This window comes from Francisella sp. 19X1-34 (assembly GCF_041102755.1).
GTDB lineage: Bacteria > Pseudomonadota > Gammaproteobacteria > Francisellales > Francisellaceae > Francisella.
On sequence record NZ_JBGCTX010000010.1, the window covers coordinates 21,752 to 44,344 of the forward strand.

Sequence of the window (22,593 nt, forward strand, 5' to 3'; positions counted from 1 at the left end):
AAATAAGGTTAAACTGTGAAAATATTTAGAGAAATCTTTGAATTAGGAAACAAAGAAATTGTTCTTGAAACAGGAGGAATGGCTCGTCAAGCAGATGGGTCAGTAACGGTAAGTTGTGGGAATAATGTTGTATTAGTTACTACAGTAGTAAAGAAATCTGTGGCGGATGGTCAAGATTTTTTTCCATTATCGGTACATTACTTAGAGAAAACTTATGCTGCGGGTAAAATTCCAGGCGGTTTTTTAAGAAGAGAAGGTAGACCTTCTGAAGAGCAAATACTTATTTCCAGGTTGATAGATAGATCTATTAGACCATCTTTCCCTGATGGTTTTTTTAATGAGATTCAAATAGTAGCTACTGTTGTATCTTATGATGGTTCATTTTCACCAGATATATTAGCGTTAATAGGAGCTTCTGCTTCTTTAGCTATTACTGGTGCCCCTTATAATGATGTTATAGCTGGTGTAAGAGTTGGCTATAGTAATGGTAAATATATTCTAAACCCTAATAAAGAAGATTTAAAAGAGTCAGCTTTAGATTTGGTTGTTTCTGGTACTGAAGATGCTATTTTGATGGTTGAATCAGAAGCTAATAGTTTACCAGAATCAGTTATGCTAGGCGGTATATTATATGCTCATAAACATTTAAAAACTATTATTGAATCTATCAATAAACTTGCAAAAGTGGCAGCTAAGCCACCTATGGAATATTCTGTTTATCAAATAAACAAAGTTTTAAAATCACAAATTAAATCACAGTTTTTTGGTGAAATAAAAAATGCTTATACTATAGCATCTAAGCAAGAAAGAAATATCAAGCTTAATGAGATTAGAAAAAGTGTTTTAGAGTTTATATTTTCTAGCGATGTTGATAGTGGTGAATATAGTGAAAAAGAAATACTAGAAGCTTTCCATGATATCGAAAAAGATCTTGTAAGAGCAAATATCTTAGAAGGTAAGCCTAGGATAGATGGTAGATGTACTGAAACTATAAGACCAATTAATGTTAAAGTTGGTGTTTTACCAGGAGTGCATGGGTCAGCTTTATTTACTAGAGGTGAGACTCAGGCTTTAGTTGTTACTACACTAGGTAGTGATAGAGATGCTCAGCTTGTTGAGTCTTTAGATGGTATGGAAAAATCTAGATATATGCTACATTATAACTTCCCTCCATATTCTGTAGGCGAGTGTGGTATGGTTGGTATGGCACCAAAACGTCGTGAAATTGGTCATGCTAATTTAGCTAAGCGTGCGACACAAGCTGTATTTCCTAACCAGGATGCATACCCATATGTTGTAAGAATTGTTTCTGAGATCTTAGAATCAAATGGTTCTAGCTCTATGGCAACTGTTTGTGGTTCATCTTTATCTATGATGGATGCAGGTGTACCAATAGCTGAGCCAGTAGCAGGTATTGCTATGGGTCTTATCAAAGATGGTTCAAAATATGCGGTATTATCAGATATCTTAGGTGATGAAGATCATCTTGGTGATATGGACTTTAAAGTAGCTGGTACTAGATATGGTGTTACAGCTTTACAGATGGATATTAAGATAAAAGGTATTTCTAGAGAAATTCTTGAGCAAGCTTTAGAGCAAGCAAGAGTTGGTAGATTACATATCTTAGGTATCATGAATGAAGTTATAAAAGAGCATAAACAAGCAGTTTCTGATGTTGCTCCGCAAATTCATGTTATGAATGTGAATCCAGCAAAAATTAAAGATGTTGTTGGTCGTGGTGGTTCAGTTGTAAAAGGAATTGTAGAAAAAACTGGAGCACAAATAGACACTAATGATTCAGGTGAAGTTAAAATCTTTGCTAAAGATAAGGCTTCTTTAGACATGGCAGTAGCAATGGTTGAAGAGATAGTTGCTGAAGCTGAAGAAGGCCAAGTATATAAAGGTAAAATTGTTAAGCTTTTAGATTCTGGGGCTTTTGTTAATTTATTTGGAAAGCAAGATGGTTACTTGCCTTTTGCAGATGTTGAACAAGCAGGTATTAAAACTAACTCTTTAGTTGAAGGCCAAGGTCTTGAAGTTGTAGTTCAAGCCATTGATAAAATGGGCAGAGTTAAGGTTGGTATAGTAGCGAGGTAATTTTTATGAGCGAAGTAGTTCAAAGTGTAGACCCAATAAATTTCACAGATGCAGCTTCTTTAAAAGTAAAAGAGCTTATTGAAGAAGAGGGCGATAAATCTCTTAGCCTTAGAGTATATATCACAGGCGGAGGTTGTTCTGGTTTTCAATATGCTTTTGCTTTTGATAATGAAGTAAAAGATGATGATATGGTTATTACAAAAAATGACGTACGTCTTCTTGTTGACTCAATGAGCTTCCAATATTTAGTGGGAGCAGATGTTGATTATAAAGATGACGTTGAAGGCGCATATTTTGTAATTAGGAACCCTAATGCGAAAACTACTTGTGGTTGTGGCTCATCTTTTTCTGTATAATTAAACTAATAAGTATTTCCAAATAAAAGAGATTTATATGAAAATCGCTAATTTTGAAGTAGGTAATGGTAAGCCATTTTTCCTAATGTCTGGACCATGTGTTATTGAATCTGAGCAGATGGCAATGGACACAGCTGGTTATCTTAAAGAAGTAACTAGTGATCTTGGAATTAATTTTGTTTACAAATCATCTTTTGATAAAGCAAACCGTTCTTCGATTGATAGTTTCAGGGGGCTTGGTGTTGATAAAGGGTTAGAAATTTTATCAAAAGTTAAAAAGACCTACAATATTCCCGTTGTAACAGATGTTCATGAGGATACTCCATTTGCTGAAGTAGCTGAGGTGGTAGATGTTCTACAGACTCCTGCTTTTTTATGCCGTCAAACAAATTTTATCTTAGATGTTTGTAAACAAGGTAAACCTGTAAATATTAAAAAAGGTCAGTTCTTAGCTCCTTGGGATATGCAACATGTAGTAGCTAAAGCTAAAGCGACAGGCAATGAGCAGATTATGGTTTGTGAAAGAGGAGTAAGTTTCGGTTATAACAACCTAATTTCAGATATGCGCTCTCTAGAGATTATGAAAGATACAGGTTGTCCAGTTGTGTTTGATGCTACGCATTCGGTACAATTACCAGGTGGTCAAGGAAGCTCTTCTGGCGGACAAAGAGAGTTTGTGCCAGTTTTATCAAAGGCTGCTATGGCTGTTGGTATAGATGGTTTATTTATGGAGACTCATCCAAAACCAGATGAAGCTAAAAGTGATGGGCCTAACTCATTCCCAATGTATAAGATAAAAGAGTTTTTGAGCCTTCTTCAAGAGCTAGATAACTTGATAAAAAGTCAACCTAAAATAGAATTATAGGATTTAGTAGTATGGCTGGGAAAGATGATGTTTTTATAATAGGAATTGTTGGCGGTTCAGGTTCTGGAAAGACCTTATTTTCAAATGAGATAATAAAAAAGTTAAAATCAAAACATCTCAATAGAATAGCAGTCATTTCAGAAGACCGTTATTATAAAAACTGGGGTGAAATTGTAGGCTTTGAAGAGGCTTGCAAAATAAACTATGATCACCCTGATGCTTTTGATCATAAGCTGTTAAGAAAAGATTTGGCTGATTTAATTCAAGGTAATGATATACACATTCCTCATTATGATTATACTACTCATTCTAGAATAGACTCTAAAGCCGAGAAGATTGCTGGTGGTGTGAGTGTTATTATTCTTGAAGGAATTATGCTTTTTAATGACCGTAAGCTTCTAAAAATGATGGATTTTAAGGTTTATATGGATACTCCTTCAGACCTGTGTTTTATTAGAAGATTAATGCGTGATCAGAATGAGAGAGGTAGAAGTGTTGACAGTGTTATAAATCAATATTTAGATACTGTTAGGCCGATGCATATTAAATTTATTGAGCCTTCAAAGAGAAAAGCTGATATTATAATTCCAGATGGTGCTCAAAATAAAACTGTTATTGATGTAATATATAATAAAGTAAAACAATTATTAAAAAGAAATGGAGTAAAAAATGGCTAGAGTAACGATTGAAGATTGTTTAGATAAAGTAGAAACAAGGTTTGACTTAGTGGTTTTAGCTTCTATGAGAGCGAATAATATCTTAAAAAAAGGTTATTCAGAATCTGTAGAGAATGAGAAGAAGGAAAAAGCGACAGTTGTTGCATTAAGAGAAATCGCTGAATCAGAGATAACAGCTGAACAAATCCTTAGAAGTGAAGTGGAAGGATAGTTTTTTTGTAAAAAAAAGATTGACTTGCCTAGAAAGCTCTATATAATATCAGTCTATCGGGTGCATAGCTCAGCTGGGAGAGCATCGCCCTTACAAGGCGAGGGTCGGGGGTTCGAACCCCTCTGCACCCACCACGATACGAAAGGCGATTTATACCGCCTTTTTTGTTTCTATACTTTCTATTTTAATATCGATTTATTAATCCAAATACTATTAACTGTGTTAGAATTTTCTTAGGTTTAACTAGAAAGAGAGAATTATGAGAAGAATAGTATTAACATCATTATTTGTATCAATATCTATTTCAAGTCTTGCTTATGCAGATAGTCCAAAAAGTAATATTTGTCCTAGTGATTTGAAATACAAAAATATAAATATGAAAGATATGAATTTTAAATATGCTAAATATGAAGACCATATTTGTGCTACTTTGAAAGTCAATCTAGATAAAAATAAGACTTGGAAAGAGCAAGGAAGTGGCTGGTTTGCAGCAGGTTTTGGAGCTCCAACAATGAAGGGTGCTAATATGTTTATATTTGTGCCACAAAAATCTAATAGTAGTGATGTAAAGTATAATGTCTTTGCTAATGTGGGTGGTGGATATGGTCCAACGAAACCACTTAATACTAAGCCTAAAAAAGGCCAGATTGATATTTTATCGTCCTCACTAGGAGAGGTTAAATTTGCACTATACCCTAAAAAAGTAGCAAATTTGGTAGATAATGGCACGATTGATATGATTTTTTCGCATTCTAAAGCAGGAGTTTATAAGTTTATGCCACCTCATGTATCAGCTTATGGTGGTAAGAAAATGATTATAAAATAAATATTTCCTTTAAGTTGTATTTAACTACTTAATTAAATACAATTATCCTAATATATTTTAGTTAAATTATTTATGGGAAGAGCCAGAAGAAGAAAGCTCAAAGAAGGTATCTTTGAAGCTGAAATTGTATCTTTAAGTCATGATGGTAGAGGTATAGCAAAAGTAGATGGTAAAACAACTTTTATACCTTTTACATTACCAGGTGAAATAGTCAAATTTGAATATACTTTTTCAAAAGCTAAATTTGATGAAGCTAAAGCTGTAGAGTATATTAAAAAATCTCCAGATAGAATTACACCAAAATGTGATTTCTTTGAAGTTTGCGGAGGCTGTAATTTACAGCACATGTCTAATAGTGCTCAAATTGAGCATAAGCAAGAAACTTTATTAAATCAGCTTAAATATATTGGAGAAGGTGTAGAGCCTGAAAATATTCTAGAACCTCTATTAACAGATAAGACTGAAGGATATCGTAATAAGGCACGTCTAGGAGTCAGATATGTTAATAAGAAAGGTAAGATCTTAGTCGGTTTTAGAGAGCGTAATGGTAGATTCTTAGCAGAGGTTGAAAACTGTATAGTTCTTAACCCATTGGTTGGTGAAAAAATTAATGATATCTCTAAATTTATAGAAAGTTTGTCAATATATAATCAGATTGCACAATTAGAAATAGCTATAGATGATCACCGTCCAGCGATTATTGTTAGGCATTTAGAGCCTTTCACAAATGAAGATTTAGCTAAATTAAGAGATTTTGGTCAGGAAAATAATTATTGGATATATTTACAATCAAAAGGTCCTGATACTATTTATAGACTTTATCCAGATAGAGATATTGCGCCAATTAAGCTAAGCTATGAACCAATAGATGGAATTGAAATCGGTTTTGAACCAAATGATTTTACCCAAGTAAATAATGATATTAATCGGAAAATGATTAAGAAAGCTATAGGTCTCTTAGATATCTCAAAAGAAGATTCTATAATTGATCTATTCTGTGGCTTAGGTAATTTTACACTACCAATATCAAGGTATGCAAAGTCTGTAATTGGTGTTGAAGGTGAGTCAACTATGGTTCAAAGAGCTATCGAAACAGCGCAAAATAATAATATCTCAAATGTTAAGTTTTATGCTGCGAATCTTTTTGAGAGTTTTGATGATAAAGAATGGTTTAATAATTTTGAATATAATAAGATGCTTTTAGATCCTCCAAGAGCTGGCGCTCAAGAGGTTTGTCAAGCTATTGAGAAGTTTAATGTTGAGCGAATCGTTTATGTATCTTGTAATACTGCAACTTTAGCAAGAGATGCGGGTATCTTAGTAAATCAAAAAGGTTATAAATTAGTAAGTGCTGGAGTTATGGACATGTTTCCCCATACTATGCATGTTGAGTCTATTGCAGTTTTTGAAAAGGTTTAATGGAGAGGCTTATGTACATAGGTTTAGATATTGGTGGTACTAACATATCTTCAGGTCTCTTTGATCAAGATAAAAATCTACTAACCACAGCTAAAGTTAAATCAAAAGGCAAAAGTGATAGTGATATTGTTTTAGGTCAAATATTTAAAGTAATTAATAAGCTTATCGATGATTCAAATAAAGATAAAATAAAAGCTATTGGTATTGGTATAGCTGGATTTGTTGATTCTAAGCAAGGGGTACTTAAATTTAGCGCTAATATAAATTTAAATGGTATTAATATTGCTAAAGAAGTAAGTCAAAAGTTTAATAATGTACCTGTATTTTTAGAAAATGATGTTAATGTTGGTGTTATTGGTGAGTGGAAATATGGTGTTGGTAAAGGTCATAGAAATATTGTAGGTATTTTTGTGGGTACTGGTATTGGCGGTGGTCTTGTTATTAATGATCAGTTTTTATATGGAGAAACTGGTGGTGCTGGAGCTGTTGGCCATGTTACTATTAATCCTCAAGGAGCATATTGTCAAAGTTGTGGTTCTCAAGGGTGTGTCGAGACATATGCAGGTAAGGTAGGCATTGAAAATAGAATTATGAATTTGCATAAAAAAGGTATCAAAAGTATGCTGATTGATTCTGTTTTGGAAAATGATAATAAGCTAAAAGGATCTCATCTTAAAAAAGCCTTAGATGCGAAAGATCCCGTTGCTATAGATATTGCAAATACAGCAATGACTCACTTAGGTATAGCTGTCGCAAATTATATAAATTTAATAAATCCATCCTTAGTTCTTTTTGGTGGTGGAATTATGGAAGCTATTGGCCAGGATTATATAAATACTATTTATCAATCTTGTTCAAAATATGCTTTTAAAACGATGTTAGATGTATGTCAGTTAAAGATTGCTACTTTAGGTGACAACTCAGGTGTGTATGGAGCTATGGATATAGCAGTTAATAGACTAGAAGGAAATTGGTAATGCTTATAGGTGTAGATATTGGTGGCTCAAATATGGCTGCTGGATTATTTGATGAAGATAGGAAACTAGTAACAACAGCGAAAGTAAAATCAAAGGCAAAAGATGCAACAGAAGTTGTTATCGGCCAGTTATTTAAAGTCATTAATAAACTAATAGCAGATATCCCTGAAGATAAAAAACTTGAAGGTATAGGTATTGGAATCGCTGGATTAGTAGATAAAAGGACATCAGTCATTCGTAGAAGTGTTAATATCAATGTTAACGGAGTTAACCTTAAGCAGATTTTAGAAGAAGAGTATGGTGTACTTGCTGAGATAGATAATGATGTCAATGTAGGTATCTTAGGCGAGGCTAAATATGGAGCAGGCGTTGGTTACAATGATATCGTTGGAGTATTTGTAGGTACTGGTATTGGAGGTGGCTTTGTATTAAATGGAAAGTTATATACTGGCAATAGTGGTTTGGCTGCAGAGCTTGGTCACACGATTATTAAACAAGGTGGTTCATATTGTCCAGGTTGTGGCTCTCAAGGCTGTTTAGAGGCTTACGCAGGTAAAGTAGGTATTGAGAAGAAGATCGAGAATCTGGCTAAAAAGAGAATCAAAAGCACATTAATTGATTTAGTTACTGAAAATAATGGAAAGCTTAAAAGTAGCCATATGAAAAAAGCTATCGAGGAAAATGATGAAATTGCTTTAGATATTTTATCAGAAGCTATGGAATACTTAGGAGCAGGCTTAGGAAGTGCATTAAATATGATTAATCCATCTATGGTAATCTTAGGTGGCGGGGTTATGGAAGCAATTGGTGAGAGATACCTTCATCAGATAAAAAGATCCGCAATGAAAAACTCATTTGCAGATATCTTTGCCGAATGTGATTTTAAATTAGCAAAACTTGGTGGTCAAGCAGGTATTTATGGTGCTATGGAGTTAGTTGCTAACTAATTTAAATTTACATATTTGGATATAAAATGCTTAATCAAATTCTTTATAATTTCTTCTCACAAACATCAAATTATTTTAAAGGTTTTAAGGATATTAATCTTAAAAATATTTTTGATGATTATAATTCTTTTGAGATTTTATGGCTAATATGTTCTGTTGGAGTGCTTGGTCTTATAAGTATATTAACAACAGATAAGTATTTAGTTTTAACGACTATTGCTACTGTTACAGGGATGTTAAATCTTTTTTTAATAGCTAAAGGTAAAACTCTAAATTATTTTTTTGCTTTTATTAATAACCTAACGTATGCATATGTATGTTATCAACAAGGTATTTTTGGTCAGTTTCTGTTATTTACATTTTTCTTTTTTCCAATGCAGTTTTATGGGTTATATAATTGGACAAAGCCTCAAAGTACAGATGAAAATAATGATATTGTTACAAAAAGTCTTACAACTAAACATAGAGTCTATTTAACTATAGGTATTATTGTTTCTGCTATCTTATATGGAGGATTTATCTTGAAAGGTATATTCAATCAGCAAGTCGGGCTTTTTGCAGACTCTTTAACAGGTGTTGTTTCTGTTGTTGCTATTATACTTATGGTAAAAGCATATCTAGAGCAGTGGACTTTATGGATAATTATTAATACTTTATCTACTATAATATGGCTACAGCAATATTTATCAGGCTCAGGTGACAGTGTTGCTTTTCTTGCCATGTGGTTAATTTATTTATTTAATGCTATATATGGTTATATAAACTGGAAAAAGTTAGAAAAACACTCTTAAATTCACTTAACTTAAACCTTAGCTTCCTATATAATCAGCCTTATTCATTGATTAGGTTTCCAGGAGCTGAGTTATGACTGTTAGACAAACTTTATTTTTGATTCTTACACCAATTGTGGCAATGTGTGTTTTATCGTTTGGTAATGGTTTTTTTACAACGTATTCATCTATCGAGCTTAATAGTCTTGGGCGTTCTAATTTAATGATTGGTTTGATCTCAGCAGCCTATTTTTTTGGGATGATGACGGGGTCTTATTTTTCTCAATCTACGATAGTTAGAGTTGGCTATATTAGAGCATTTGTTTTATTTGCTTCACTAATGGCTATAAGCACCTTAATTATTGGTATTTTTAAAGAAGTCCCAGTTTGGATCTTTTTAAGGTTTGTTTGTGGTTTTTCATTAGCTGCATTATTTATTATTATTGAGAGCTGGTGTATTTTATCTTCTGAGAAGAAAAATAGAGGTTTAGTTTTTTCAGTATACTTGCTTATATACTATGGTTCACAAGCTTTATCTCAATTAATGATAAATATACATTTTAGTGAGAAAATACTAGCTTATTGTTTTATATCTTCATTATGTAGTATAGCCATTGTTTTGATGGCATTTACTAAAACAGTAGCTCCAGTTCCCCAGTCAGAAGATATTTGCTCACCTATAGCAATAATGAAAAAAGTTCCCTTAGCAATGGTTGCTAGTATTATAGGAGGGGCATTGTTAGGTGCAATTTATACAATACTACCTGTATTTTTAGTTAGAGTAGACAGTACTCATAATATGATATCAATGTTAATGATGATTACTATCTTGGGAGGAATGTTACTACAAATTCCTATGGGTAAACTTTCAGATATGATGGATAGACGTAAAGTTATTTTACTAGCTGGTGCAGGTATTTGCCTGGCTTCTATTCTAATTTGTATGTTACATGGCTCATACCTTATATTTTCGCTGATTATCTTTATATTTGGTGGTTGTGCTTTTGTGATTTATCCTTTATCAATATCTCATGCAAGTGATTTTCTTGATGAAAGTGAGATATTAGGAGCAATAGGGGTTTTAACTATTGCATATGGTTTAGGATCTGTAGTTAGCCCAATTATTATATCTAGTTTTATGGCATTTGTTGGACCTTTTGGATTTTTTATTATTACAGCTATTCTTAGCGCTGCATTATGTTTATACTCAGTTTATAGAATTATTACAAGAAAATCAGCTACCGATACCATTCAGTTTACAGCAGCAACTCCAGAGAGTCTTAACTTTAGTGAAGCACAAGAGATTATCTTAGAAGAAGAATAAAGGTCTATATAAAATTGCAAAGCATACTCAGCTAGCTTATAATTACAGGAGTTTGTTTAAATACAAAAAGACTTAACATATCTTAAGGAGTTTATAGTTATGTCATCACAAATAAGTAAAGTTTTTGCAAGACAAATATTAGATTCACGTGGAAATCCTACTGTTGAAGTAGATGTTGTTTTAGAAAGTGGTGCTTTTGGTAGAGCAGCTGTGCCATCAGGTGCTTCGACAGGAATTAGAGAAGCATTAGAGCTAAGAGATGGAAACAAAAAGCTTTTCCTTGGCAAAAGTGTTTATAAAGCAGTAGAAAATGTAAATACGAAAATTGCTCAAGCAGTTAAAGGCCTAGATGCTTTGGATCAAAGATTAGTTGATAAAACTATGATCGAGTTAGATGGTTCAGAAAATAAAAAGAACTTAGGCGCAAATGCCATTTTAGGTGTTTCATTAGCAACAGCCAGAGCAGCGGCATCCCATCTAAGAAAGCCTTTTTATCGTTATTTAATGGATGTTAAAGAGTATTTAATGCCAGTACCAATGATGAATGTGATCAATGGTGGTTCTCATGCTGATAATAATGTTGATATGCAAGAGTTTATGATTGTACCAGCTGGTTTTGAGACTTTCTCAGAAGCTCTTAGATGTGGTACAGAAGTATTCCATACACTTAAGAAAGTTTTAATTGCTGATGGGTATAGTGTTGCAGGTGTTGGTGATGAGGGTGGTTATGCTCCTGATCTTCCATCAAATGAGGCTGCTATTGAGTCAATCTTAAAAGCGGTTAAAGAAGCAGGTTATGAGCCAGGTAAGCACGTGTTTATAGCACTAGATCCTGCAAGTAGTGAGTATTATAAAGATGGTAAGTATGAACTTGCTTCAGAAGGAAAATCTTTAACTTCAGCTGAAATGGTCGAGTACTTTGCTAAATGGGTTGAGAAATATCCAATTGTATCTATTGAAGATGGTATGGCTGAAGAAGATTGGGATGGTTGGAAACTAATGACTGAAAAATTAGGTAAAAAAGTTCAGTTAGTTGGAGATGATCTATTTGTAACTAATCCTAGTATTTTAGCTAAAGGTATTGAGATGGGCGTTGCTAATTCAATATTGATTAAGCTTAATCAAATTGGTTCACTAACTGAAACATTTGAAGCTATGGCAATGGCTGGTCAAGCTGGATATACATGTGTAGTTTCACATCGTTCAGGCGAGACATCTGATACTATTATTGCTGATTTAGCAGTAGCAACTTGCTCAGGTCAAATCAAAACTGGTTCACTTTCTAGGTCTGATCGTATAGCTAAATATAATCAGTTGCTAAGAGTAGAAGAAGAGTTAGGTGAAAGTGCAATTTACCCTGGCCTTAAGTCTTTTGTCTTTAGCTCAGAAGAAGATGATTCTAATAATGATGCACAAGAAATCATTGTAGAAGAAAGTGAAACAGAAAAAGTTGTAGTTCAGGTAGAAGAATAATAGCTATTCCATGAATACAAAATCAAACTTCTTTTTTTATATTTTTATTTCAGCTGTCATATTGTTAATAATTATATTACAGTATGATCTTTGGTTTAGTAATACTGGTATTCTTAAATATAATTCTTTAAAGAAAGCAGTTGCTACTCAATCAAAAGAGGTCAAGCAAAAATCTCAAACTAATGCCCAACTATATTCAGAAGTTGTATCACTGCGTAAAAATAATGAAGTTTTACAAAGTTTAGCGCGTGAAAATATGGGCTTAATCAAGAAGGGTGAGGTTTTTTATAGTGTCAAATAAATATACGATTATTCCTGCAGCAGGTATCGGCTCAAGAATGCAGCTAGATATTCCAAAACAATACTATAAGCTAGCTAATGGTAAAACGATTCTAGATAATACTTTAGAGAAGTTTATTGAGAATCCATTTTTTGATCGTATATTTTTAGCTTTGAATTCTGATGATGAGTTTTGGAGCCAATCTACTTTCTATAACCATCCTAAGATTAATACTTGTATTGGTGGAGAAACTCGTTTTGAAAGTGTTTATAATGGCTTGAAAGCTATCAACGGCTCTAGTGATGATTGGGTGTTTGTCCATGATGCTGCTAGACCTTGTGTTGATATTCAAAATATTATAGAACTGTATGAGTCAACGAAAGCTTCTCATTCTCAGTCTGGTATATTAGCTGTCAAAGCGTTTGAAACAGTCAAGAAAGTAGGCATTAAAAATATTATTGTTAATACTCTTGATCGTAATAATATCTGGTTAGCTCAGACTCCGCAATTATCTAGACTAGGTCAATTAGAAAGATCTTTTGATTTTTGTTACTCAAATGACCTTATAGCTAAAATAACAGATGAAGCCTCAGCTTTAGAGTTATATGGCATTAATCCAATAGTTGTTGAGGGTAGTAGAAAAAATATTAAGATAACTATCCAAGATGATTTAGATTTTGCTAATTGGCAGCTAAATATATAATACTATCTTATTAATAATCCTATCACATACCCAAATATAATTACTAATCCCATTATAAATAATGCTGAATCGATAATAACTCGTCTATATGCTTTACATTTAATGTTTTTATAGATAATTATTACAGGTAGAATATAGAGTAGAAATGCTACTGTTGGAGCTACTAGGATACCTATTATATTAAGGATCTTAAAATTGCATATTGTACATATCCATAGGACTATAAATATTAAACCAACACATATTCTATTTATTTTAGATTCAGATATTTCTTTATTACAGATGTTTCTCAAAAAATATTTAAATAAGTATTTTAGAGCTTCTTTTGAGCCTATGTAGCAGCCAATAAAAGAACTTATAATGGCTGTAAAAACGATCAAAGGAGCTAAAATATCAAGTATAGTGCTATGATGCTGCTCTTGAATTAGCGTCACAATAGATAAGTTGTTATCGTTTGCTTTAGTTATGTCACTAACAGTTGTACTAAGTAAACAAGATGTCACAAAAAGTAGTACAAAGATAAAAAGTATAAAAGCATTTATTTTAAGTATTTTATAAATTTTGATTCTTTCTTCATTGTTATCAAGTTTTACATAATTTTTGTAAAAAACTACTAAACTAGAGATAACAGGAGAGTGGTTCATTGATAATATCAGTATTGGTAGAACCATTAAAATCCCAATAATATATTGAGTTAGCTCAAAGTGGCTATCTGTAATAAAGCTATAATTCCAGTATGGTATAATATAAATTGATAATATTATTACTAATACTATTAAAAAAACTACAATGAGCTGCATAAATTTTAGGATAAGATTTATACCTAGAGAAACTATTGCCAGTAGAACTACTAATATACTAAAGCTAAACCAAATATTAGTTGATAAATTATTATCTGAAATATTGTAGTTTACTAAAAAATTACTTAGCTCATTATTTAAACCAATTGAGTACATCGGCATATTTAGAAATATAGCAAAAAAATATAAGATAACGCAAATTAGGCCAAGAAAGCGACCTAAATTATCCGTAAAAACATTTGTAATGCCGCCATTTTCAGAGCTAATTACAATATTTGCCATATTTTTATGTGAGTAGTATGTTAGTGGTAGCGCAAATACCATTACAGTTAATAGTGCCCAAAAACCACTATCTCCAGCTTGGACTGGTAAATATAAGAGTCCTGCTCCAATCGCTGTGCCAAATAAAGTAAAAACCCATTGAGTATCAATTTTTCTAGAGTTTGAATAATTTATTTCTTCCACTAATTATCCCAATCGAGTATTACTTTACCACACTTACCACTTTTCATTATTTCAAAGCCTTCTTTATAATCATCTATATGTAGTCTATGAGTTATTATTGGGCTTATATCCATACCAGCTTGGATCATACTAGACATTAAGTACCATGTTTCAAACATTTCTCTACCATAGATACCCTTTAGGATTAAACCTTTAAATAGGATAGTTCCCCAGTCTATAGAGATATTCCCAGCAGCTATTCCTAATAAAGAGAGTTTAGCTCCGTGGTTCATAACATCTAACATCATTGATATCGCAGAGTTAACGCCAGACATTTCTAGACCAACATCAAACCCTTCACTCATACCAATATCAGACATTACTTTTTTCACTTGTGTAGTAAGTTCTTCTTGAGTTTTATATGGAGCTACATTTAGTGCAACAGTAGCACCGAACTCTTCAGCTTTTTTCAGACGATATTCATTTACATCTGTAATAACTATTCGACGAGCACCACAAAATCTAGCTATTTTTATAGCCATTAAACCAATTGGACCAGCTCCTGTTATAAGAACATCTTCACCTGTTAGATTAAATGAAAGAGCTGTATGAACAGCATTTCCAAGAGGATCAAATATACTAGCGATCTCATCTGGAATAGAGTCAGGTAGTTTAAATACATTTGATGAAGGCATAGCTAAAAACTCTGCAAATGCACCTTGTACATTAACTCCGATTCCCATGGTTTCTCGACAAAGGTGGCGCTTACCTGCTTTGCAGTTACGACAATGTCCACAAACAAGGTGACCTTCACCAGATACTCTATCACCAATTTCTAAGCCCGTTACTCCATCACCTTTGGCAACAATTTCACCAACAAACTCATGTCCAGTGATCATCGGTACAGGAATAGTATCTTGTGACCACTTATCCCAGTTGTATATATGAAGATCTGTACCACAAATTGCAGTTTTTTTTATTTTAATCAAAACATCATTGTGGCCATGCTGTGGTATTGGAGCATCATTAATCATCCATATGCCAGGTTCTCTTTTTAATTTAGACAATGCTTTCATAATTAAATTCCTTGAAGTAAAATTCTATAAATATAGAACTGAAAAAGTTTTATTTGATGATATCTAGTTCTTTTGCTGCTTTTGTAAATGCATCTACTGCTTTATCTATTTGTTCAAAAGTATGTGCAGCAGACATCTGCGTTCTAATGCGAGCTTTGCCTTTAGGAACAACAGGGTATGAAAAGGCAATTACATATATTCCATAGTCTAAAAGTTTTTCAGCAAACTCAGCTGCTTTTTTCTCATCATATATCATTACAGGAATAATTGGATGTTCTCCTGGGATTAGATCAAATCCAGCGGCTGTCATTTTAGATCTAAATCTCTGTTGGTTAGCTTGTAGTTGATCCCTTAGCTCATTAGAACCTTTAGTTATCTCTAGTGCTTTTAAAGATGTTTTAGCAATAATTGGAGCTAATGAGTTTGAAAATAGATATGGTCTAGATAAGTTTTTTAATAGATCAACGATTTCTTTTTTAGCACATATATAACCACCGGATGCACCTCCTAAACCTTTTCCTAGTGTCCCAGTTAGGATATCTACGCGACCCATTACATTACAATGCTCTATAGAACCTTTACCATTTTTACCAACAAAGCCTGATGCATGCGAGTCATCGACCATTACAATAGCATTATATTTATCTGCTAAATTACAAACAGCTTCAAGGTTTGCAATAATACCATCCATAGAGAAAACTCCGTCAGTAGCAATCATTTTAAATCTTGCTCCAGCTTTATCAGCTTCAATTAGCTTTTCTTCTAGGTCTTGCATATCATTGTTGTTGTATCTAAATCTCATAGCTTTACATAACCTAACACCATCAATGATACTTGCATGGTTAAGCGAGTCACTAATAATAGCATCTTCTTTGGTAAGTAAAGTTTCAAAAAGACCTGCATTAGCATCAAAACATGATGGATATAAAATAGTATCTTCAAACTCAAAGAAATCACTAAGTTCTTTTTCAAGTTGTTTGTGAACACTATTTGTTCCGCAGATGAATCTTACAGAGGCCATTCCGTAACCACACTCCTCTATATGTTCTTTAGCATAAGCAACAATTTCTGGATTATTTGCAAAACCAAGGTAATTATTTGCGCAAAAATTTATAAGAGTTTCACCATTTTCTAAATCTATTACTGGTTCTTGAGGAGTTGATATTATTCTTTCACTTTTATAAGTACCTGCATCTTTTATTTCTTGAATCTTATTATTAACATTACTGTAGAAGTCTTTGTTCATAGTTAAGTCCTTAATTGTTTACTAAATACTCTCACTTTAATATATCTAAGTATACTTAGATTTGGAATTCCTAAATGCTAGATTCTATAAAAAATATACTAGTATAAAAATATTGTTTTTATTTTGTAATAATCATTCAAGATTTAGGAGCAGGAAGCGTATAGATTACATTTTTTTAATAAGGTAAATTTTTATTCGGAAATAGTGAAATTATATTATTTTTTTGCAAAACATAATGAAAAATTAAGCTTTCCTAAAAGCAACGCTAATAATGATAAATTATTATATTTTTTGTTGTATTTATTTTTTTTGTCTTTATAGAATTGATAGTAACAATTAAGTGCACAGTTTTTCAATACCATAGGGAGAAATAATATGAGTGGGAAAAAGAAATTAGTAACAGCAATATCTTATGCATTACTAGGATTAGGTTCATTTAGTATGGCAGAGGCTTCTATTAGTAATAATGTTGAAACTTATGACTTTAAATCGCCATTTAAAGACTATAATAATAAAATAGTTTTAAACATTAATAATGTTGCATCAGCGAAGACTATTGAATTTACAAGTAACTTTAAGCCAAAAGCTGGCTGGGGTAACTGCTTCGGAACTAGAGCAGATCTTGTTAATTTTGCATCTACACAAAATAGTAAAGGTGACTATGTAACAAAGATGACACTAAAAGATAGTGAAGGATCATTTGATTTAACACAGTCTTGTGACATTATGGGAACAGATTCTGGAAATGCGATTGTATTACCAGGTGTTGTAGTTCCTATAGTTAGTGATCTAAAAGTTGATGGTAAGGATCTTGAGATTGAAAGACCTTGTGCTGGTAATGTATGTAAAGATCCAGCTCCTGGTTATACAAATGCTGCTTATTATGCACAATGGGCAGTATGGGGACGTAAATATAATCCTTATGACTTTAAATATAATAAGTTAAACACAATAATTTATGCATTTATAGGTTTTGATAAAAATACGGGTAATATCAAGACACTTGATGCTTCAGCAGATTCATGGGGACTATCAGCAGCAGCAAGAGCAGCTAAGAAGTATCCATATTTAAAATCATTCTTATCATTTGGTGGTTGGACAAATAATGGTGTTACAACAGCACCGATGTTTGAGCAATTAGCATCAAACCAACAAAGTATGGAAAACTTTGCTAAGCAGTCTGTAGAGCTTATGCGTAAGCTTGGCTTTAATGGTATAGATATCGACTGGGAGTGGTGGTCTGATTATGGTAATGATGTAGCACCAGCTAAGAAAATGTTAGCATTCTTTAAAGTTCTTCGTGCTGAGTTAGATAAAGCTGGTAAAGAAGATGGCAAGAAGTACTACCTTGCCATTGCTGTTAATGGAGCTAGAAGTCGTATTGAAGCTATGGAAAATCCAAGTAATCCAAATAGTGTAGCAGATTTCTGGAAACAGACTGGTGAGTTGATGGATGAAATCAATGTAATGAACTATGATTATCAAGGTGCATGGGGTACTGGATTCCCAGCATACTTCCAGGCATCATTTGCATTCCCAGATGTATCAGGAATTAGTAATAGTAGTTATAGTGCTGGAGATGTGTCAAATGATGTACAAGATAATGTTACAGATAGTTCTGGCAGTAATGTTACATTAAGTAAATCTATAGGTGTAGATGGTGGATGGTCAATCCAAGATTCTATTGATGCATATATTAAAGCAGGAGTACCTGCTAAGAAATTGATAGTAGGTTTACCTTTATATGCAAGATCAATGGCTGTAGATAGTGATGTCAATGGCGGTTTATTCCAAACAATTACAGGTCCAGGTCTTGGTGATTATGAGAATGGTGTATTTGACTATAAATGTTTAGTTAATCCAGTTAATGATCCTGTAACGGGATGTGGAACATCAAAACCAGTTAGTGGATTATCAAATCTACAATTCTATAATGAGAGCTCAAATGTGGCCATCTTTGATAAGTATGGTAAAGTTGCTATGCAACCATGGGCATATAGTCCATCTACTAAGTCATTTATAACTTATGATGATGTTTGGTCAGTAACTAAGAAAACAGAATATGCTATGGGTAGAGGACTTGGAGGAACAATGTTCTGGCAAGCTGATGGCGATTCTGTAGACAATAGTAAGTCACTGATAAATGCGGTTGCTAAAGTTTATGAATCAGATAGTGTTTATATATCTGTGGATAGTGTAACAGAGACATCAGCAACAATATCCTGGAACAAGCCAGAGCTTGATGGTAATGTTACATACACTGTTAAATTAAACGGCGATGTAGTTGCTCAAGGCATTAGCTCTCAAAATTATGTTTTAACTAACTTGGATAAAGGTACAAGTTATAATATAGAAGTTACTGCTAATGCTTCTAATGAATCAAGAACTGATAGTCTGTCATTTACAACAGTTGGTGCAGATGATCAAAATCAAGGTACAGATGATCAAAATCAAGGTACAGATGATCAAAATCAAGGTACAGATGATCAAAATCAAGGTACAGATACTGCAACTGGAACTTGGGATTCAGAAAAAGCTTATACAAAAGGCCAAAAAGTAGAAGTTAATGGAGTAGTATATGAAGCTCAATGGTGGACTAAAGGTGAAAATCCTACTCAGTCTGGAGAATGGGGTGTATGGAGAGTGACTAGTGGTCAAGCAGATGATCAAAACCAAGGTACAGATGATCAAAACCAAGGTACAGATGATCAGAGTCAAGGTACAGATACTGCAACTGGAACTTGGGATTCTAAAACCGTATATACTAAGGGAGACCAAGTAACATATAATGGCCAAACCTATACAGCTAAATGGTGGACACAAGGTGATACTCCATCAAATGGAGGAGCTTGGGAAAAACCTGTTGTTGCTGGAGGAGCTTGGGAAAAAGGTATCGCATATACTGGTGGTCAAACAGTAACTTACCAAGGTCAAAAATACAAAGCTAAATGGTGGACACAAGGAGATGTTCCATCACAAGGTTCTCCTTGGGAAAAAATATAATAATAAATCTTAACTTCGCATATATCTAATATGCGAAATTATTCATCTATATCAAAATAAATCTAGGCCTTATACGAATTCATTCTAATATATTTAACTTCATAAAAAATATTTAGAATTATTCATTAGCCTTCTGCGGGTTTTCATAATAGATATATTCATTTTTAAAAGAGTTTACATCCTTCAAACTTTTTTAAAAAATGGCTAGCAATTTTTAATAAGCCTTGTGATTTTTCCTCAATTATATATTTCCAAAATTTGTAATAAGATTGCCATAGTCTTTTATGGTTTGAAGTTAGAACTATAAAACTTGAGGTTAAAAAAGGAGAGGTTATGAAAATAAGAAACAAAATGATAACAGCAATATCTTACGCATTAATGGGCTTAGGTTCGTTTACTATAGCACAAGCATCTACAAATAATAATGTTGAGACATATGATTTTAAAGCACCATTCAAAGATTATAATAATAAAATAATATTAAATATTAATAATATACCATCAGCAAAGACAATTGAGTTTATAACTAATTTTAAACCAAAGGCTGGTTGGGGTAACTGCTTTGGAATTAGTGCAGATCTTATTAATTTTGCTACTACTCAAAATAGTAAGGGCGAATATATAACAAAAATGACACTACAAGATAGTGAGGGATCTTTTGATTTAACACAGTCTTGTGACATTATGGGAACAGATTCTGGCAATGCCGTTGTGCTTCCTGGGGTTGTTGTTCCTCTAGTTAGTAGTTTAAAAGTAGATGGTAAAGCTTTAGAAATTGAGAGGCCTTGTCCAGGGAATGTTTGTAAAGATCCTGGGGCAGGGTATACCAATGCCGCATACTATGCACAATGGGCGGTCTGGGGACGTAAATATAACCCTTACGATTTTAAGTATGATAAGCTAAATACCTTAATCTATGCCTTTGTGGGTTTTGATAAAACAACAGGTAATGTTAAGACTTTAGATGCCTCAGCAGATTCATGGGGAATGTCAGCAGCAGCAAGAGCAATGAAAAAGTATCCATATCTAAAAACTTACCTATCATTTGGTGGTTGGACAAATAATGGTAAAACTACAGCTCCAATGTTTGAAATGCTAGCATCAGATGATTCAAAAATGCAGAATTTCGCATCTCAATCAGTAGAGCTTATGCGTAAACTTGGTTTTAATGGTATAGATATTGACTGGGAGTTTTGGTCTGATTATGGCTTTGATGTTGCACCAGCTAAAAAAATGCTGGCCTTATATAAAGTAGTAAGAGCAGAGCTTGATAAAGCTAGTAAAGAAGACGGCAAAAAATACTATCTAGCAATAGCTGTCCATGGCGGTAGAATTGGCGTAGAGTCGATGCAAGATCCAAATAATCCAAATAGCGTACCAGATTTTTGGAAGCAAGTTGGTGAACTTATGGATAAAATCAGTATTATGAGCTATGACTATCAGGGTGCCTGGGGTGTTGGGGCTCCTGCATATTTCCAAGCATCAGCAGCTTTCCCAAATATTAGTCATTATGGTACTAGTGTTGCTGATTCTATAGGTAAGACAAATGGTTTGGCAATTGAAAATATAGTTGATGCATTTTTAGAAAATGGTGTCCCGGCTAATAAAATCGTAGCAGGTATACCTTTATATGCTAGATCAATGGCTGTTGATAGTGATCAAAATGGTGGTCTATTCCAAACGATTACAGGAGCAGGGTTGGGTGACTATGAGCCCGGAATCCTTGATTATAAATGTGTTATTAACCCAGTAAATGATCCTATAGCTGGATGTGGATCATCAAAACCAGTCAGTGGGTTATCTGATCTTAAGTTTTATGATATGAACTCAAATTCAGATATCTTTGATAAGTATGGAAAAATAGCAATGCAACCATGGGCATATAGTCCATCAACAAAATCATTTGTAACCTATGATAATGTTTGGTCTGTAACTGAAAAGACAAAGCTCGTTAAGAGTAGAGGACTTGGAGGAACAATGTTCTGGCAAGCTGATGGGGATTCTATAGATCCTAGTAAATCCTTAATAGATGCTGTTGCCAAGGTTTATGCGTCAGATACAATTAGTATGACGGTTACTGGTATTACAGAAAATTCTGTTACGTTGTCTTGGAATGAACCAGAGCTTGATGGTAATGTTACATATACACTTAAACTAGATGACAATGTTATAGCTCAAAATCTTACATCTCAAAACTATATACTAACTAATTTAGATAAGGACACTAACTATAGCGTTGAAGTTATTGCTAGTACTTCAAATGAATCTAGAGAAAACAGTTTGTCATTTATAACAGCTGGTGCTAATGATCAAGGTCAGCTCGAGGGTAACCAAGACCAAACAGAAGATGATCAAAATCAAGCACAAGATGACCAAGATCAAAATGTTGATATTATGGCGGGAGCTTGGGATTCTGAGAAAGCCTATACTAAAGGCGAAAAAGTAGTAGTTAATGGAGTAACATATGAAGCTCAATGGTGGACTAAAGGTGAAAATCCTACTAATTCTGGTGAGTGGGGAGTATGGCGAGTTACCGAGGGTCAAAGCTCGGATCAAACAAGTGATCAGTTAACTGATCAAGATACTGATGATACTAAGTCTTCTGGGTCTTGGAGTTCTAATACAGTTTATACTAAAGGAGATCAAGTATCTTATAATGGTAAAACCTACACAGCTAAGTGGTGGACACAAGGCGATAAGCCATCTAATGGAGGGCCTTGGGATACTCCTTATGTGGCAGGAGCTGTTTGGAATGTAGATGAAGAATATAGTGGAGGTCAAACAGTAACTCTAAATGGAAGCACGTATAAAGCTAAATGGTGGACTAGTGGAGATAATCCAAAAGATGGAGGAGTATGGGAAAAGTTATAAAATATATTTTCACTTTCACGAGACATTTTCTAATTTTCACTTTATATATTTCTATATAGCTATTTTATCTTCAATATATTTATTTGGGGATATATTTTGTAATTATTTTAGTTTGATTGAATATTTTCATGTATTTAACTTGGTTATTAGAAAAGATGTAAAAAGGGTTAATTTTTGGTGTTTATATCTTGACATTTAGTGTTTTGGATTGGTTGATTTAGGTATTTT

At 33.3% G+C, this 22,593-nt stretch carries 19 protein-coding genes and 1 tRNA gene; 17 read left to right on the plus strand and 3 right to left on the minus strand.

All coding sequences use genetic code 11. The annotated features are described in order from the left end of the window. Positions 1-15 precede the first annotated feature (15 nt). The 15 genes from pnp (at position 16) to ispD (ending at position 12,925) form a co-directional block, all read left to right on the plus strand. The gene (gene pnp / locus AB8E56_RS02725; RefSeq protein WP_329477719.1) at positions 16-2,097 is read left to right on the plus strand and encodes a polyribonucleotide nucleotidyltransferase; all 2,082 of its coding nucleotides are present in this window, start codon (positions 16-18) and stop codon (positions 2,095-2,097) included. 5 nt (positions 2,098-2,102) lie between these two features. After that, positions 2,103-2,453 (plus strand): iron-sulfur cluster insertion protein ErpA, encoded by a 351-nt coding sequence (erpA, locus tag AB8E56_RS02730; RefSeq protein ID WP_329477721.1) that lies wholly within the window; start codon positions 2,103-2,105, stop codon positions 2,451-2,453. Positions 2,454-2,490: 37 nt separating this feature from the next. Beyond that, complete coding sequence (gene kdsA / locus AB8E56_RS02735; protein ID WP_329477723.1) at positions 2,491-3,318, plus strand: 3-deoxy-8-phosphooctulonate synthase; 828 nt, start codon at positions 2,491-2,493, stop codon at positions 3,316-3,318. A gap of 11 nt (positions 3,319-3,329) precedes the next feature. Then, positions 3,330-3,995: a uridine kinase gene (gene udk / locus AB8E56_RS02740; protein WP_329477724.1), complete on the plus strand. Its 666-nt coding sequence runs from the start codon at positions 3,330-3,332 to the stop codon at positions 3,993-3,995. After that, on the plus strand, positions 3,988-4,206 hold the full coding sequence (gene rpoZ, locus AB8E56_RS02745) for a DNA-directed RNA polymerase subunit omega (protein ID WP_150468089.1): 219 nt from the start codon (positions 3,988-3,990) through the stop codon (positions 4,204-4,206). The genes udk and rpoZ overlap by 8 nt, the downstream gene beginning before the upstream one ends. A gap of 58 nt (positions 4,207-4,264) precedes the next feature. Next, positions 4,265-4,340: transfer RNA gene (locus tag AB8E56_RS02750), tRNA-Val, on the plus strand. A 122-nt stretch (positions 4,341-4,462) separates the two neighbouring features. After that, complete coding sequence (locus AB8E56_RS02755; RefSeq protein WP_329477756.1) at positions 4,463-5,032, plus strand: hypothetical protein; 570 nt, start codon at positions 4,463-4,465, stop codon at positions 5,030-5,032. A gap of 72 nt (positions 5,033-5,104) precedes the next feature. Beyond that, positions 5,105-6,451, plus strand: coding sequence for a 23S rRNA (uracil(1939)-C(5))-methyltransferase RlmD (rlmD, locus tag AB8E56_RS02760; protein ID WP_329477728.1), 1,347 nt, complete (start codon positions 5,105-5,107; stop codon positions 6,449-6,451). Between the two features lie 11 nt (positions 6,452-6,462). Continuing rightward, positions 6,463-7,428, plus strand: coding sequence for an ROK family protein (locus AB8E56_RS02765; protein WP_329477730.1), 966 nt, complete (start codon positions 6,463-6,465; stop codon positions 7,426-7,428). Then, positions 7,428-8,375, plus strand: a complete 948-nt coding sequence (locus AB8E56_RS02770; protein ID WP_329477732.1) for an ROK family protein — start codon at positions 7,428-7,430, stop codon at positions 8,373-8,375. Before AB8E56_RS02765 ends, AB8E56_RS02770 begins: the two co-directional genes overlap by 1 nt. A gap of 26 nt (positions 8,376-8,401) precedes the next feature. Next, entirely contained in the window at positions 8,402-9,166 is a 765-nt protein-coding gene (pnuC, locus tag AB8E56_RS02775; RefSeq protein ID WP_329477734.1) for a nicotinamide riboside transporter PnuC, read from the plus strand. A gap of 73 nt (positions 9,167-9,239) precedes the next feature. Further along, positions 9,240-10,469: an MFS transporter gene (locus tag AB8E56_RS02780; RefSeq protein WP_329477736.1), complete on the plus strand. Its 1,230-nt coding sequence runs from the start codon at positions 9,240-9,242 to the stop codon at positions 10,467-10,469. A 99-nt stretch (positions 10,470-10,568) separates the two neighbouring features. Next, entirely contained in the window at positions 10,569-11,942 is a 1,374-nt protein-coding gene (eno, locus tag AB8E56_RS02785) for a phosphopyruvate hydratase (protein ID WP_329477738.1), read from the plus strand. A 10-nt stretch (positions 11,943-11,952) separates the two neighbouring features. Further along, positions 11,953-12,243: a septum formation initiator family protein gene (locus tag AB8E56_RS02790; protein WP_329477740.1), complete on the plus strand. Its 291-nt coding sequence runs from the start codon at positions 11,953-11,955 to the stop codon at positions 12,241-12,243. Then, complete coding sequence (gene ispD / locus AB8E56_RS02795; RefSeq protein ID WP_329477742.1) at positions 12,233-12,925, plus strand: 2-C-methyl-D-erythritol 4-phosphate cytidylyltransferase; 693 nt, start codon at positions 12,233-12,235, stop codon at positions 12,923-12,925. Before AB8E56_RS02790 ends, ispD begins: the two co-directional genes overlap by 11 nt. Before the next feature lie 2 nt (positions 12,926-12,927). Here ispD and AB8E56_RS02800 read toward each other — a convergent pair whose 3' ends face one another. The 3 genes from AB8E56_RS02800 to AB8E56_RS02810 are packed head-to-tail and all read right to left on the minus strand — an operon-like array spanning position 12,928 to position 16,491. Further along, positions 12,928-14,190 (minus strand): aromatic amino acid transport family protein, encoded by a 1,263-nt coding sequence (locus AB8E56_RS02800; RefSeq protein ID WP_329477744.1) that lies wholly within the window; start codon positions 14,188-14,190, stop codon positions 12,928-12,930. Beyond that, the gene (gene tdh / locus AB8E56_RS02805) at positions 14,190-15,245 is read right to left on the minus strand and encodes an L-threonine 3-dehydrogenase (RefSeq protein ID WP_329477746.1); all 1,056 of its coding nucleotides are present in this window, start codon (positions 15,243-15,245) and stop codon (positions 14,190-14,192) included. The genes AB8E56_RS02800 and tdh overlap by 1 nt, the downstream gene beginning before the upstream one ends. A gap of 49 nt (positions 15,246-15,294) precedes the next feature. Beyond that, entirely contained in the window at positions 15,295-16,491 is a 1,197-nt protein-coding gene (locus AB8E56_RS02810) for a glycine C-acetyltransferase (protein ID WP_329477748.1), read from the minus strand. Positions 16,492-16,866: 375 nt separating this feature from the next. Between AB8E56_RS02810 and AB8E56_RS02815 the strand changes: the two genes are divergently transcribed. Beyond that, positions 16,867-19,494: a glycosyl hydrolase family 18 protein gene (locus AB8E56_RS02815; protein WP_329477750.1), complete on the plus strand. Its 2,628-nt coding sequence runs from the start codon at positions 16,867-16,869 to the stop codon at positions 19,492-19,494. A gap of 333 nt (positions 19,495-19,827) precedes the next feature. Further along, positions 19,828-22,365, plus strand: coding sequence for a glycosyl hydrolase family 18 protein (locus AB8E56_RS02820; protein WP_329477752.1), 2,538 nt, complete (start codon positions 19,828-19,830; stop codon positions 22,363-22,365). Positions 22,366-22,593: the final 228 nt, after the last annotated feature.